This is a genomic window from Mesorhizobium comanense (assembly GCF_005503535.1).
Classification (GTDB): Bacteria; Pseudomonadota; Alphaproteobacteria; order Rhizobiales; family Rhizobiaceae; genus Mesorhizobium; species Mesorhizobium comanense.
Genome location: NZ_SCNN01000001.1, coordinates 120,901 through 135,527, shown reverse-complemented (window position 1 = coordinate 135,527; position 14,627 = coordinate 120,901). Strand labels below are relative to the sequence as shown.

General features: G+C 63.6%; 15 protein-coding genes and 1 riboswitch. Of the genes, 11 read left to right on the top strand and 4 right to left on the bottom strand.

All coding sequences use genetic code 11. The features are described from left to right. Genes FFS37_RS00690 through FFS37_RS00680 form a run of 3 tightly spaced genes read left to right on the top strand, consistent with a single transcriptional unit; the run spans position 1 to position 3,963 of the window. The gene (locus tag FFS37_RS00690) at positions 1 to 1,155 is read left to right on the top strand and encodes a carbohydrate ABC transporter permease (protein ID WP_137929009.1); all 1,155 of its coding nucleotides are present in this window, start codon (positions 1 to 3) and stop codon (positions 1,153 to 1,155) included. Between the two features lie 4 nt (positions 1,156 to 1,159). Next, positions 1,160 to 2,824, top strand: a complete 1,665-nt coding sequence (gene bglA, locus FFS37_RS00685; RefSeq protein ID WP_137929008.1) for a beta-galactosidase BglA — start codon at positions 1,160 to 1,162, stop codon at positions 2,822 to 2,824. 26 nt (positions 2,825 to 2,850) lie between these two features. Beyond that, positions 2,851 to 3,963 (top strand): ABC transporter ATP-binding protein, encoded by a 1,113-nt coding sequence (locus tag FFS37_RS00680; protein WP_137929007.1) that lies wholly within the window; start codon positions 2,851 to 2,853, stop codon positions 3,961 to 3,963. A 72-nt stretch (positions 3,964 to 4,035) separates the two neighbouring features. On the opposite strand, the gene FFS37_RS00675 is transcribed toward FFS37_RS00680, so the two are convergent. From FFS37_RS00675 to FFS37_RS00665, 3 genes are all read right to left on the bottom strand, one after another. Further along, the gene (locus tag FFS37_RS00675; protein WP_137929006.1) at positions 4,036 to 4,287 is read right to left on the bottom strand and encodes a DUF680 domain-containing protein; all 252 of its coding nucleotides are present in this window, start codon (positions 4,285 to 4,287) and stop codon (positions 4,036 to 4,038) included. A 71-nt stretch (positions 4,288 to 4,358) separates the two neighbouring features. Then, a complete protein-coding gene (locus FFS37_RS00670) occupies positions 4,359 to 4,565 on the bottom strand; it encodes a DUF680 domain-containing protein (protein ID WP_137929005.1) in 207 nt (68 codons plus the stop codon). A 69-nt stretch (positions 4,566 to 4,634) separates the two neighbouring features. Then, positions 4,635 to 4,841, bottom strand: coding sequence for a DUF680 domain-containing protein (locus FFS37_RS00665; RefSeq protein WP_137929004.1), 207 nt, complete (start codon positions 4,839 to 4,841; stop codon positions 4,635 to 4,637). Positions 4,842 to 5,336: 495 nt separating this feature from the next. Continuing rightward, positions 5,337 to 5,538: riboswitch (cobalamin riboswitch) on the top strand. A gap of 114 nt (positions 5,539 to 5,652) precedes the next feature. Between FFS37_RS00665 and FFS37_RS00660 the strand changes: the two genes are divergently transcribed. From FFS37_RS00660 to FFS37_RS00625, 8 genes are all read left to right on the top strand, one after another. Beyond that, positions 5,653 to 6,900: an aromatic ring-hydroxylating oxygenase subunit alpha gene (locus FFS37_RS00660; protein WP_137929003.1), complete on the top strand. Its 1,248-nt coding sequence runs from the start codon at positions 5,653 to 5,655 to the stop codon at positions 6,898 to 6,900. A 22-nt stretch (positions 6,901 to 6,922) separates the two neighbouring features. After that, positions 6,923 to 8,020: a hybrid-cluster NAD(P)-dependent oxidoreductase gene (locus FFS37_RS00655; protein WP_137929002.1), complete on the top strand. Its 1,098-nt coding sequence runs from the start codon at positions 6,923 to 6,925 to the stop codon at positions 8,018 to 8,020. Between the two features lie 155 nt (positions 8,021 to 8,175). Then, on the top strand, positions 8,176 to 8,592 hold the full coding sequence (locus FFS37_RS00650) for a PqqD family peptide modification chaperone (protein ID WP_137929001.1): 417 nt from the start codon (positions 8,176 to 8,178) through the stop codon (positions 8,590 to 8,592). 41 nt (positions 8,593 to 8,633) lie between these two features. After that, positions 8,634 to 9,683 carry a serine kinase gene (locus FFS37_RS00645; protein ID WP_137929000.1) on the top strand — a complete coding sequence of 350 codons (1,050 nt, stop codon included), beginning with the start codon at positions 8,634 to 8,636 and terminating at the stop codon, positions 9,681 to 9,683. Continuing rightward, positions 9,680 to 10,423, top strand: coding sequence for a glycosyltransferase family 2 protein (locus tag FFS37_RS00640; protein WP_171026161.1), 744 nt, complete (start codon positions 9,680 to 9,682; stop codon positions 10,421 to 10,423). The genes FFS37_RS00645 and FFS37_RS00640 overlap by 4 nt, the downstream gene beginning before the upstream one ends. Positions 10,424 to 10,453: 30 nt before the next feature. Next, positions 10,454 to 11,206 (top strand): glycosyltransferase family 2 protein, encoded by a 753-nt coding sequence (locus tag FFS37_RS00635; RefSeq protein ID WP_137928999.1) that lies wholly within the window; start codon positions 10,454 to 10,456, stop codon positions 11,204 to 11,206. Beyond that, positions 11,206 to 11,883, top strand: coding sequence for a glycosyltransferase family A protein (locus FFS37_RS00630; protein ID WP_137928998.1), 678 nt, complete (start codon positions 11,206 to 11,208; stop codon positions 11,881 to 11,883). The genes FFS37_RS00635 and FFS37_RS00630 overlap by 1 nt, the downstream gene beginning before the upstream one ends. Continuing rightward, a complete protein-coding gene (locus tag FFS37_RS00625) occupies positions 11,880 to 13,355 on the top strand; it encodes a nucleotidyltransferase family protein (protein WP_137928997.1) in 1,476 nt (491 codons plus the stop codon). The genes FFS37_RS00630 and FFS37_RS00625 overlap by 4 nt, the downstream gene beginning before the upstream one ends. Before the next feature lie 21 nt (positions 13,356 to 13,376). On the opposite strand, the gene FFS37_RS00620 is transcribed toward FFS37_RS00625, so the two are convergent. After that, positions 13,377 to 14,603 carry a glycosyltransferase family 87 protein gene (locus tag FFS37_RS00620; protein WP_137928996.1) on the bottom strand — a complete coding sequence of 409 codons (1,227 nt, stop codon included), beginning with the start codon at positions 14,601 to 14,603 and terminating at the stop codon, positions 13,377 to 13,379. Positions 14,604 to 14,627: the final 24 nt, after the last annotated feature.

Here is a 14,627-nt window from a genome sequence, read left to right as displayed (position 1 = left end):
ATGGCCGTCGCGACCGGAAACTCTTTCGCCAGCCGTTTCGGGGTCCATATCGCGGTCCTGGTCTTCGTTGCGATCTGGACCATCCCGACGCTCGGCATCCTGGTCTCCTCGCTGCGGGACAAGGACCAGATCGTCGCCTCGGGCTGGTGGAATTCCTTTGCCAGTTCCAGCCAGACCGAAGCCGGACGGCTACCGCCCGCCTCCGCGCAGGCGCAGAAGGACGGCAAATACGTCATTGAGGGCAACGTCTTCGGCGACGGCGCCAAGCGCGCGATCAGTGCCTTCGGGATCAAGGCCGCCGCGCCGACGCAATATCCGGCCGGCACGGCCGCCGACCTCGGCGACGGCGTGTCCCTTCAGGTCAATGCCGACGGCAGTTTCGTGCTTGCCTCGCCCAAGGCGTTCGAGGGCGATCGCGGCCAGCGTGTCTATTACGCCTCGTCCGCGCCACCGAAATTCACCACCGACAACTACCAGACCGTGCTGTTTTCCGAAGGCATCGGCCGCTCCTTCATGAATTCGCTGACGGTGACCATCCCGGCGACGGTGATCCCGATCCTGATCGCGGCCTTCGCGGCCTACGCGCTGGCCTGGATGCGATTTCCCGGCCGGGCCCTGCTCATCGCCGTGATCATCGGCCTGCTGGTGGTGCCGCTGCAGATGTCGCTTATCCCGCTGCTCAAGCTTTACAACGGTGTCGGCACATTCTTCGGCGTGCCGTCGAAGACCTATCTCGGCATCTGGCTGGCGCATACAGGCTTCGGCCTGCCCTTCGCCATCTATCTGCTGCGCAGCTACATCGCCGGGCTGCCGCGCGAGATCATGGAATCGGCGCGCATCGACGGCGCCAGCGATTTCGAGATCTTCGTCAAGATCGTGCTGCCGCTGTCCTTCCCGGTGCTTGCCTCCTTCGCCATCTTCCAGTTCCTGTGGGTGTGGAACGATCTTCTGGTGGCGATGGTTTTCCTTGGCACGGCGCCGGATCAGATCGTACTGACGGCCAAGCTCAACGCGCTGCTTGGGTCGCGCGGCGGCAACTGGGAGATTCTGACGACATCGGCCTTCATCACCATCATCGTGCCGCTGATCGTCTTCTTCTCGCTGCAGCGCTATTTCGTCCGCGGGCTGCTTGCCGGCTCGGTGAAAGGAGGCTGAGACAATGCAATCCGCTTTGAAGGCTGGTTCGAACCCCGACCTTGCCGCCGAGCGCGACTGGTGGCGGGGCGCGGTGATCTACCAGATCTATCCGCGCAGCTACCAGGATTCCAACGGCGACGGCATCGGCGACCTCACGGGCATCATCCAGCGGCTGCCCTACATTGCCGCGCTCGGCGCCGACGCCATCTGGATATCGCCCTTCTTCAGATCACCGATGAAGGATTTCGGCTATGACGTCTCGGACTATTGCGACGTCGATCCGATGTTCGGCACGCTGGCGGATTTCGACGCGCTGGTGACCGAGGCGCACCGGCTGGGCCTGAAGGTGATGATAGACGAGGTGCTGTCGCACACCGCCGACATCCACCCCTGGTTCAAGGAAAGCCGCGCCAGCCGCAAGAACCCGAAGGCCGACTGGTATGTCTGGGCCGATGCCAGGCCCGACGGCACGCCACCCAACAACTGGCTGTCGATCTTCGGCGGCTCGGCCTGGCAGTGGGACACCAGCCGCCAGCAATATTACCTGCACAATTTCCTCGCCGAGCAGCCCGACCTCAATTTCCACAACGGTGAAGTCCAGGACGCGCTGCTCGACATCACGCGTTTCTGGCTGGAGCGGGGCGTCGACGGCTTCCGGCTCGACACCATCAATTTCTACTTCCACAGCCAGGGGCTGGAGAACAATCCGCCACTGCCGCCGGAAGAACGCAACGACCAGACCGCGCCGGCGGTCAATCCTTACAACTACCAGGACCATATCTACGACAAGAGCCGGCCGGAGAACCTCGCCTTCCTCGAGCGCTTCCGCGCGCTGCTCGACGAATATCCGGCGACCGCCGCGGTTGGCGAGGTCGGCGATTCGCAGCGCGGCCTCGAAGTGGTCGCAGCCTATACCGCTGGCGGCAAGCGCGTGCACATGTGCTATTCCTTCGACTTCCTCGCTCCGGACAAGATCAGCGCCGGCAAGGTCCGTTCGGTGCTGGAAGCCTTCGGCAGGGTCGCCAGCGACGGCTGGTCGTGCTGGGCGTTCTCCAACCACGACGTGATGCGCCCGGCCTCGCGCTGGGCCGCCGACGAGGCCGACCCGACCGCCTATCTCAAGGTCATCTCGGCGCTGCTCATGTCGTTGCGCGGTTCGGTCTGCATCTACCAGGGCGAGGAACTGGGGCTCGGCGAGGCCGATCTGCGCTTCGAGGATCTGCAGGATCCCTACGGCATTCGCTTCTGGCCAGAATTCAAGGGACGGGACGGCTGCCGCACGCCCATGGTGTGGGATGGCAAGGCCAGCAATGGCGGTTTCTCCCAGGCAAAGCCCTGGCTGCCGGTGCCGGCAAAACATCTGGCGCAGGCGGTCAGCGTGCAGCAGGGCGACCAGGCCTCGCTGCTGGAGCACTATCGGCGCTTCCTGAGCTTCCGCCGCGCCCATCCGGCGCTGGCCAAGGGCGACATCAGCTTCATCGAGAGCGAGGGGGACACCGTCGCCTTCACGCGCCGGGCGGGCAACGAGCAGATCGTCTGCGTTTTCAATCTGGGCGCCGGCGCGGCCAAGGTTGACCTTGGCAACCGATCCCTGCAACCTTTGCCGGGACACGGATTTTCCGGGCGGGCGAGCAGCGGCTCGATCGAACTCGGCGGCTACGGCGCCTGGTTCGGGCGCATCGACTGAATTTTCGAGAAACTGGGAGGAAACCAATGGCCGATGTCAATCTGAGGCAAGTGAAGAAGTCCTACGGCAATCTCAACATTCTCCACGGCATCGACCTCGACATCAAATCAGGCGAGTTCATCGTCTTCGTCGGTCCGTCGGGCTGCGGCAAGTCGACCTTGCTGCGCTCGATCGCGGGGCTCGAGGAAATCACTTCGGGCGAGCTCAAGATCGACGGCGAAGTGGTCAACGACGTGCCGCCTTCCAAGCGCGGCATCGCCATGGTGTTCCAGTCCTATGCGCTCTATCCGCACATGACGGTCTACGACAACATGGCGTTCTCGATGAAGATCGGCAAGGAGAACAAGGCCGAGATCGACCGGCGCGTGCGCCAGGCGGCGGAAATCCTGCAGCTGACCAAATATCTCGACCGCCTGCCCAAGGCGATGTCGGGCGGCCAGCGTCAGCGCGTGGCCATCGGACGGGCCATCGTTCGCAATCCGAAAGTGTTCCTGTTCGACGAGCCATTGTCGAACCTCGACGCGGCGCTGCGCGTCGCTACCCGCATCGAGATCGCCAAGCTGAAGGAATCGATGCCCAACACGACCATGATCTACGTCACGCACGACCAGGTCGAGGCGATGACGCTGGCCGACCGCATCGTTGTGTTGAAGGACGGCCATATCGAACAGGTTGGCACGCCGATGGAACTCTACAAGAAGCCCGGCAATTTGTTCGTCGCCCAGTTCATCGGCTCGCCGGCCATGAACATCCTGCCGGCGACCATCGACAAATCAGGCAATCCGACCGTCATCAGCCATGTCGGCGGCCGCAAGGCGACCGTTCCGATCGCGACACCGGCTTCGGCCAAGGGAGCGGCGATAAGCTTCGGCGTCCGGCCGGAAGATCTCTCGATAGCCAGTGGCGCGGACTATCTGTTCGAAGGGACGGTCGACTATGTCGAACAACTGGGCGAGGTTCAGCTTGTCTATGTCGACATCGGCCGCGCCGACCTGCCGCTGGTGACCAAGCTGCCGGGCAATGTCGAGGTCAAGCGCGGCTCGACATTGCGACTGACGGCCGACGCCGGGGACCTGCATATCTTCGATGCGGATGGACGCTCGTTCGCCCTGCATGAGGCCGAAGCCAAGGCGGCCTGAGACGATCTCGTCCCGAAACAAAAAAGCGGCGGGCCAAGCCCGCCGCTTTTTCTGTTCAAAGCCCGCAGGCGATCAACGGCCGAAGAGGTTCCGGTCGCTGCCCTGAGGAGCCGTCTGCTGCGCATCGCCCGACGAATTGAGCAGCTTGTAGACGGGGGAGCCGTTGTCACGGATCGAACCCGTGCGCGAATTGTCGATCTGCGAATTGCCCGACGACGACACGGCCGGCTGGTTGGCGCCATTGGAGCCAAAATTGTCGCTGCCGGCGAAAGCGCTGCCCGAAACGACCAGAACGGCGGCGGCAGCAAGGATGATCTTCTTCATTTCAAGTCTCCTGAATTCCATGAATTGTCCAGCGCGACGGCACAAGGCCGCCGCCTGCTGGAAAGACGCTGTTAGTTGTTGCCCCAGAGGCTGCGGTTCGAGCCCTGCGCCGGCTGCTGCGCAACCGGTTCCGACTTCTTGATCGAAGCGGTATGCGTGTTGTCGATCGAGGTGACCGCGGGCTGGTTGGCGGCGTCCGAACCAAAGTGGTCGCTGCCGGCGAAAGCGCTGCCCGAGACGGCCAGAACGGCGGCGGCAGCAATAAGGATCTTGTTCATTTCAAATACTCCAGAATTTCAAGTCCACCGGCGCGGCAGGCTTACCCGCCGCGCACCGGAGGTTGGCTGTTAGTTGTTGCCCCAGAGGCTGCGGTTCGAGCCCTGGGCGGGCTGCTGCGTAGCCGGTTCCGACTTCTTGATCGAAGCGGTGTACGAGTTGTCGGTCGAGGTGACCGCCGGCTGATTGGCTGCGTCCGAACCAAAGTGGTCGCTACCAGCGAAGGCGCTGCCGGAAATGGCCAGAAGGGCGGCGGCAGTGAGAACAATCTTTTTCATTTTGGGTACTCCAGTATTTTTCCTGTCCGTCTAGCGGCGTGTCTTGGGATTGAAATCGCGTCGTTCGGACAGCCCCGATGTGGTAAGGTGCCCAGGCCATTTCCAATCACGAAGTTTTTCCGCGTGGCCCATGAAACAGCCTCTTGAAATTGTACCAGGCGGTTCTACTCGGGACTATTTCCTAAAATAAATCATATGGTTATACAAAACAGGCACCTTGATCACCAACTGTGTCGAAGGGCCAGCGTTCACACCGTCCTGCACGCACCGTCAACAGAAACGAACCGTTCGGTTCGATTTTAGAATCTGCTAATAGTCACTTTTCGAAACTGTTAACCCTTTTTCCCCGGCTAAAGGCCTAAACGACACCCCGAGACTGACCGTCGGCAGGGGCGGTTCCAGCCCCGGCGATCCCCGCACCGCCCTTATCGTCCGCGTGTCGCGCCACATGGATGCGATGTCGCTTTCATGCCGATGTCGCAAACCCTGTCGTGATTAGATCATCTCATCTCAGGTGCCGCTTCGTGACGACGGGGCGGAGAATTGGGAAGCCGGTCAGATTCCGGCGCTGCCCCCGCAACGGTGGTGGAGTTCAAGTCGCAACGGGAGACCACTGGGCGTCAGCCTGGGAAGGTGTCGCGATGGTCCGCAAGGACAACTCCAGAGCCCGGAAACCAGCCCGAGATGCTTGAACTCGACTGATCGCGGTGGGCGGTCAAGAGGCGGATGGTGTCTGGCCGGCTTACGCCGGCACGCGCCCGGTCCCTCCTCAATCACCACCAGTTCAGTCCTTGGAAAATGAGGACAGGACATGGATGCTCGCAACGACATGCTGAGGCTCTTGAACAGCCGCAAGCAAGGCTTTTCGCTGGAACAGCCCTTCTACACCGACCCCGACTACTTCAAGCTGGACATGGAGCTGATCTGGTACCGCGACTGGCTGTTCATCGGTCATGACTGCGAGTTGCCGAGGCCGGGGAGCTTCATCACCGTGCAGATCGGCGACTATCCGGTCGTGCTGGTGCGCGATCAGCACGGCAAGATCAACGCGTTCCACAATTCCTGCCGCCATCGCGGCAGCCGCGTCTGCAACACCGACAAGGGCACCGCCGCCAAACTGGTCTGCCCGTACCATCAGTGGACCTACGAACTGGATGGCCGCCTGCTGTTCGCGCGGCAGATGGCCGACGGTTTCGACAAGAGCCAGTTCGGGCTGAAGCCGGTCGCCTGCGAGAGCGTCGCCGGCTATGTCTTCATCTGCCTGGCGAAGGAACCGGCCGACTTCGCGCCGATGCGGTCAATGATCGAGCCCTATCTCAAGCCGCACCGGCTGGGCGAGGCCAGGATCGCCTTCGAATCGACGATCATCGAGAAGGGCAACTGGAAACTGGTCTGGGAGAACAACCGCGAGTGCTATCACTGCGCCGGCAACCATCCCGAACTGTGCAAGACCTTCCCGGAAGCCCCGACCGTGACCGGGGTGCAGGGGGCCGACAGCGATCCCGAAATGCTGGCCCACTGGGCCAAGTGCGAGGCCGCCGGCCTGCCGAGCAAGTTCCGCATCGATCCGGCCGGACAGTACCGCGCCACCCGGGCGCCGCTGCTGCGCGATGCCGTCAGCTATACCATGACCGGCAAGCGGGCGGTCAGGAAGAACCTGTCCGACAGCGTCTCGGCCGACCGCATCGGCACCTTGATGCACTATCACTATCCGACGACATGGAACCACATTCTGATCGACCATGCGGTGACCTTCCGCGTGCTGCCGGTCAGTGCCACCGAGACGGCCGTGACGACCAAGTGGCTGGTGCACAAGGACGCGGTGGAAGGCGTCGACTACAACCTCGATGAACTCACCCATGTCTGGACCGAGACCAACGACCAGGACCGCCGCATCGTCGAGGAGAATGCTTTCGGCATCCTGTCGCCGGCCTATGAGCCCGGCCCCTATTCGGAGCTGCACGAGGGCGGCGTCATCCAGTTTGTCGACTGGTATGCCCGCTTCATCGGCCCGCGGCTTGCCGAAGGCGGCCGGCCGGCGCTGCGCAGTGTCGCCTGAGAGAGGCTGAGGGATGAACGCGATGACCGATCTCGGCCTCTACCGCCATCTCGACCAGATGGCGCCCTGGAACGACCGGCTGCAGGTGCTGGAGGTGACCGGCGTCAGCGACGAGGCGCCCGACGTCAAGACCTTCACCTTCCGCTCCGACAACCAGACCTGGTTCCGCTACAAGCCGGGCCAGTTCGTGACGCTTGAATTGCCGACACCGGATGGGCCGCTGATGCGCACCTATACGCTGTCCTCGTCGCCGTCGCGGCCGTTCTCGATCGCGGTGACCGTCAAGGCACAGGCCGGCAGCATCGGCACGCGCTGGATGTTCGATCACCTGAAGGTCGGCTCGCATGTCAGGGCCTATGGGCCGGCCGGCGAGTTTTCACTGCACAGCCATCCGGCCGCGAAGTACCTGTTCATATCGGCCGGCTCCGGCGTCACGCCGATGATGTCGATGCTGCGCTGGCTGAACGATTGCGCGCCATGGACCGATGTCGGCTTCGTCAACTGCGCGCGGCGCCCGGAGGAGATCATCTTCCGCAAGGAACTGGAGTTGCTTGGCGGCCATATGCCTGGCCTGTCGCTCGGCTTCATGATCGAGGAGCGTTCCAGTCGTGAGGGCTGGTACGGCCATATGGGCCGCATCGACGCCATCCGACTGCCGTTGCTGGCTCCCGATTTCCGCGAACGCGAAATCTTCTGCTGCGGCCCAGATCCCTTCATGCGTGCCGTGCGCGGCATGCTGGAAGCGGCCGGCTTCGACATGGCACACTACCATCAGGAAAGCTTCGCCGCGCCCGCGGTGGAGGAGATTCCGGCCCCATTCGCGGCACCGGTGGACGGCGGCGCCGTTCCCGTCGAGGCCGTGACGCCAATCCGCTTTGCGCTTTCGGATGTCGACGCCGGATGCGTCGCCGGCCAGACCGTGCTGCAAACGGCTCGGGCCTCGGGGGTAAGGATACCGGCGGCTTGCGAGTTCGGCCTGTGCGGCACCTGCAAGGTCAAAAAGGTCTCAGGCGAGGTCGAGATGAGCCACAATGGCGGCATCCTCGATCACGAGATCGATGACGGTTTCATCCTCGCCTGCTGCTCCAAACCGCTATCGCCGCTGGAAATAGAAGCCTGACCCTGACCGCTACCGCCCCCAGAAATGGTCGGCGCCATGCCAGCACCGGTTGCCTTGCCAAGGAAGAACCGAGTGTTTACAGGCGTTATCTGCGGATGAAGCGGCCGCGCCGGCCGGCGACACGGGCGGCGCGATTTGCAGGGCGGGCAAGAACAATGCGTCATTCCAACGTCTATAGGGTTGCGAGCAAGGACATTGTCTTTGAGTCTTTCGACGGTGAAGCCGTCGTGCTCGATCTGTCGACCGGCAAGTATTTCGGCTTCTCCGACACGGGCAGCGGGGTCTGGCAGGCGCTCTCGTCCGGCGTCGGTGTCCAGGCTATCGCCGAGGCATCGGCGATAGCCGCGGCCGACCTCGAAGGCTTCATTTCGCGGCTGCTCGAATTCGGACTGCTGGCACCAGCCGACGCGCCTGGGCAGCCCTTGCCCGGCGAAATCGTATCGGCGCTTGCGGCCGCGCGAGAACCGCTCAGCGTCGATGTCCATGACGACCTTGCCGACCTCATCGTCGTGGATCCGATCCACGAGGTCGAGGAGCCTCTCGGCTGGCCGGCGGTCAAGCAGGCGAATTGATTGACCTGTCACCGCGGGACCACGGGACACTGAGACTGGCCATGGCGCGCGTCACGCTCCAAACCCTGCCGGACTATGCTCGCTATATCATCGACGCCGCGGAAAGCGCGGCGGCGGCGTTTCCGGTTACGCGCAGGTCGCGCCTGCCTCGACTGGACATCACCACCCATCTCAGTCCCGGCACCCTGGCGGATGCCCTCGGCCATGCCTTCGTCGAGCCCCGCGACGATGAGGCCGATGCGGCTGGCTGCCGGATTTTCGTTGCTCACCCGGGCATCGCCACGATCCCGGTGCCGGCCCGATGGGGAGATGCCCACTACACCGAGCACGGCTTTGCGACACGGCTCGCCGAGACAGGCCTGCGCGGCCATTTCTATCACGATCTGGACTTCTGGCAGTTCTACGACCCGGAGCGCCGGGTCGGTGTGCAGCTGATGACCGCGGCCGATGCCTTCCCGCCCTGGGAACCGGCGGCGCCGCTGCGCCCCTTTCTGCACTGGGAATACGCCGCACGCGGCATGCGGCTCACCCATGCCGGGACACTTGGCCTCGACGGCAAGGGGATCCTGCTTGCCGGCTCGGGCGGCGCCGGAAAATCGGGAACGGTGGCAGCGGGCCTGCTCAGCGGGCTGGATAGCGTCGGCGACGATTACGTGCTGGTCGATCTCCTGCGGGGCGTGAGCGCAAGACCGTTGTTTTCCACCCTGAAGCAGGATGCGCAAGGCTTCGCGCGGCTGGGGCTGGAGCAGCGGCTCGCGAACCATGGGCCACTCAACTGGCAGGGCAAGTACACTTTTCATATCGCCGATATCGCGCCCCGGCAGGTGCCTGCGCGTCTGGACATCGTTGCATTGATGGTGCCACATATCAGTGGCGGCAAGACAAGCTCGGTCGTGCCGGCTTCGCGTCGGGACGCCATGCTGGCGCTGGCACCATCGGGCATCATGCAGATGCCCGGCGAGCGTGAGAGCGGCTTTCGCTTGTTCGGCGAGCTCACTCGGCTGCTGCCATGCTACAGGCTGTCCCTGGGAAACAATCCCGAGGAGATCGCCGGAACGATCTCGAATTTCCTCGCGCGAGGCATTTCGTGAAATTGAGCGTGATCATGCCTGTCTACAACCGCGAGCGCTACGTCGTTCCGGCATTGCGGTCGCTGGTTAGACAGCGCGATGCCGCCGATCTCGACATCATCGTCATCGATGACGGCTCAACCGACGGTTCGGCAGAAGCGGTACGCTCGATCATGGACGAGAACCCCTGCATCCGCCTGTACCGTCAACCCAACATGGGCGTCGCCAAGACCCGCAACGCCGGCCTGAGGCAATTGCCGCCAGAGACGCAATTTGTGTCATTCCTGGATTCGGATGACATTTCCCCCGCCGGCCGCTTCGCGAGGGATCTTGCCTTTTTCGCAATCGACCCCGCGCTCGAATTGACTTATTCCCTGATGACAAGGGTGGATGTCATGGACGATGACGCCTTGAAGCCAGCTCCGGGCGGCAGCAGCGGCACGGTTCGGGGTGTCAGCCTGAGTGCGGCGATATTCCGTCGAGCACTCGTCGACAGAACCGGTTTGTTCGACGAGGATTTGGCGCAAGGCGAAGATACCGACTATCTCCTGCGCGTGTTCGAAACGGCACCAAGGCACGCCCTGCTCGATACGGTTGCAGTCTACTACAGACGTCATGCCGGCAACATGACCAAGCAAACCGACGTCGTGATGCGCGCTTACCTGCAGGTGATCCAGAAATCGATGAGACGGCGCAAGGCCGACCCATCGCGACGTCCGGTTGAAGGGCTTTTCGAGATAAGAAACGACGTGAATGGATAGGATGAAGCCGTTCAAGCCTTGGATTCCTGCATGAAGCTGAGCGTCATCATGCCGGTCTACAATCGCGAGCGGTTCATCGGCGCGGCGCTGCGTTCACTGCTCAGGCAACGCGATGCGGCCGACCTCGACATCATCGTCATCGACGACGGTTCGACCGACGGGTCGGCGCAAGCGGTGCGCTCGATGATGGCCGAAGCCCCCTGCATCCGGCTGTTCCGACAGGAGAACACCGGCGTGACCCGGGCGCGCAACAGCGGACTCAGGCAGTTGAGGCCGGAGACGGAACTGGTGTCCTTTCTCGATTCGGACGATATCTCGCCTGCAGGCCGTTTCGGCGCCGATGTGGGCCTCTTTCGAAAAGACGCCAGCCTCGAGCTGACCTATTCCAACATGATGCTGGTCGACAAGATCGACGACGGGACCCTGGAACCTACTCCAGACAGCAGAAGCATAACCGTTCGCGGCATCCATCTCTCGGCCGCGATCTTCTCGCGCCGGCTGGTCGAACGGATCGGCCACTTCGACGAGGATTTCATCCAGGCCGAGGACACCGACTATCTGCTGCGCAGCTTCGAGATCGGCCCGAGATTTGTGCTCCCGGATACTTTAGCGCTTTACTACAGGCGGCACGCCGGCAACATGACGAGGCTGGAAGACGTACAATCGCGCGAGTTCATGCGCGCCATCCTGAAATCCATGAAACGCCGCCGGATCGATCCGTCGCTCAAGCCGATCGAAGGTATTTTCGAACTCAAGAAACTCGCGGACTGGCGGTTCTTCTGATGAACGAGTACGGCGTCGTCATTCCGGCATTCAACGCGGCCACGACCATCTCCGAGACGCTGGCCTCTGTGATGGCCCAAACGTTGAAGCCACGCGACATCGTCATCGTCGACGACGGCTCGACCGACGATTTGGCCGGTGTGATCGCCACCCTGGACATGCCGGTGCGCCTGATACGCCAGGACAATGCCGGCCCTGGCAGCGCCACGACCCGAGGCATGGCTTTGCTGTCGACACCATTCATCGCCACGCTCGACGCGGACGATCTGTGGCTGCCGGACAAGGTCGAGCGGCAGTTGGCGCATTTCGCCAGCTCTCCTGCAACATCGGCGGTCTTCTGCCATCTGCGCACCTTCCGCAATGACCGGCCTGACGATTTGGGGCCGGAGCCCGTGCCCGGCTGGTCGCGAAGCACCATGATGATCCGCCGCGAAGTCGCGACCGCCATCGGGCAGATGACCGATCCGCCCGGGGGCCGCGGCGAAATGATCGACTGGATCGCCCGCGCCCGGGAGGAAGGCTTCATGTTCGTCATGATGGTCGATGTGCTTGCCCTGCGGCGCATCCGGCCGGGCAGCCTCTCCTATGGGCGCGATCCCCAGCGCGACCGAGGCTACCTGGAAGTAGCGCGGCTCGCCATGCAGCGGCGGGCACGCAACAAGGCGGCTCCGACTTGACGGCCGTCAAAACCCGCCGCATAGGCCGCCGCTTTCCGGACTATGGCTGGTCCTGGCCGACCGGCGGGCTCGACCAGTTGCTCAAGGCCGCGCTGCTGGCCGACGACGCCGCGGCGCGGCATGCCGCCGCGCGCTGGCTTTCCGAGAACGACATCGATCAGGCGTCGTTTCGTGAACATCGGCTGCTGGCGGCGATTTCGGACCGGTTCGGCAAGGAGCTTGCCGGGCATCCCGCCTATCCGCGTCTCGTCGGCCTGCAGAAGATGCTGTGGACCAAATCGCGCATGGCCATGCGTGAGGCCGAGCCGGCGCTGCTGGCAATGGTGGAGGCCGGCTGCAAGGTGATGCTGATCAAGGGCGCCAGCCGCATCGCGGTGAACGCCTCGGCGCAGCGTGGCCGGGTGGCGCACGACATCGACATACTGGTGCGGCCGCGAGACATGCAGACGGCCTTCGACGTGCTGCGCGAACGAGACTGGCAGATCGCCACCGGCGTCAGTCCGCAATATCTGAAGACGCGGCTGGCATCGCTGCGCTCGATGAATTTCTTCAAGGGCAATTTCGGCGACATCGACCTGCACCAACTTGCCTATGACGGGTCGCAGCAGAGCGCCGAAGACGATCTGGCGATCTGGCAGCGGGCATTGCCCGCCGAATTCAGCAACGTCGCCGTTGTGGTGCCGTCGGCGGCCGATCGCATGACTCTGGCCATCGGGCATGGCGGGCTCGACGCCCACACGCACAGCGACTGGCTGGTCGACTGCGCCGTGGCGATCCGCGGCGGCGATGTCGACTGGGACGTGTTTCTCGATGTCGTGGCCAGGCGCGGCATAGAGGCCGCCGCTGCGGTGGCGCTTACCTATCTCGCACTGGAGATCGGCGTGGAGGTGCCCGAGGCGGTGCTTGCCAGGGTGGTGGGCATGGCCGACAGTACCGGCCTCTCGCGCTGGTCGGCGATGCTGCAGGCCAAGCCACGCACCGACTTCGGCAGGCTGGTCTGGCTGTCGCGCGGCTTTGCCAAGCAATTGCGGCTGAAGCGCAAGAGCGGCAGGCTGCGGCAGGAGCCCGCCGCCAGAGCGTGGCGCGGCAAGACGGCCAGCCATGTGCCGCAGGCGGCGCGCCTGCCGCCTGTGTTCTCGCAAGGCATCTCCTGTCCGAAGACGGAGGGCGAGATGATGCTGGATATTGTCGTCAGGGTCAGTGTTCCGCCAGTGCGGCGGCGTATCGAGATGGAGATCAACGCCGGCGACGACCATGTCGCGCGCCTGCGCACCATGGTCATCAGCCGATCCGGCAGGGAGAGGCTGCTGCATTTTCGCGGCAGGGTGAGGCTTGACGGAGAAAGGGAGACCTTGACGCTGGAGGCGCGCCCGTCCCGGCAATTCCGCCAATGGGACGATGCGAGAGCGGTCGCCGCCTATGGCGCGCTCCCATTCCAACTGATTTCGGCGGTATTTTCGCCGCCGCGCTGAGAGAGCGCGGCCTCGTCCGGCTCAGTATAGAGGCGTCTGGCCGTCCACCGCCGTTGGAGCGAGGCTCCCCCGCTCGCGGGTTGCCATATCGGCAAGCATCCATCCCGACAGCGACAAGGGCACGAGGATACCGATGCCAAGCCCGACACCGTTCACCAGATGAGCGATGGCGGGATAGAGCCAGACCAGCGCCAGGAAGAAGCGGGGCATGTTGGCGCGCGTCACGAACAGGTAGGCGACGGCGACGGCAAGACCGACCGTGTCGTAGCTGTAGCCATAGGGTGTCGCAACCGTCGCCAGAACGGCGGTGAGAACCACCCTCTCGCCGTGCTGGGCTTGCCGCCAGGGCAGCCACGCCCAGACGGCGGCGGCGATGGCGGCGATCGTGGCCACGGCCTGCATGGCATAAGCGACCGTCAGCCCTCCCCCGCAGGCGCGCGCCAGGAAGAACATGGTCGCGGCGTTGGACTGGTAGGGTTGCGGATAGGGCGCCTCCAGAATCGCGGTCATCAAGGGGCGGGTTTCGGTCCAGAACAGGCGCCAGACGTCGAAACCCAGCGAGACACCGGTCAACAAGAACAGCGCCGCCGCCGAAAAAGCGGCGGCGACGATGGCGCGCCAATTGCCGCTGGCCAGCAGGCAGAAGGGGACCAGAATGCCGAGATGCGGCTTGACCGTGAGCAGCCCGAACAGCAGTCCGGCCAGGATCGGGCGCCTTGGCGCGACGGCCAGTCCGCCGATCAGCATGGCCGTGGTCAGGGCACCATTCTGGCCGAAGATGGCGTTGACGAAGACGGCGGGGCACAAGCAGATGGCCGCTTCCGCGAGCGCGCCCAGTTTCAGCGGCCGCACCGCCAGCCAGAGGCAGAAGACAGTGCCGAATGTCCACACGAAATAGGCCGGAAAGATCGGCAGCAGCGCGAGCGGCGCGCCGAAGATCAGGATGCTGGGCGGATAGCTCCATTCCTGGTTGGGAAGATCGGGCGAGAACATCCGCCGCAGCGCGGCGCGATAGGTATCGACGTCGAACAGCCACGCGACATGGCCGTCGAGCGCCATGCGCCCACCAGCCCACAGATTGGTGAAATCCCAGTAAGGCAGCCGGTCGCTGAGCTCGGAGAAGCCATTCGGTTCGAAGGTCCACAGGGCCATGTGGTAGCGCAGCCCGACCAGGATGCCGGTGCACAGCACCAGGGCCGCGAAGCGGAAATCGGAACGGTTGCGGACAGTCTGATCAAGCGGTGCCATTGCGCTGTTTTCCAGGATCCTGGC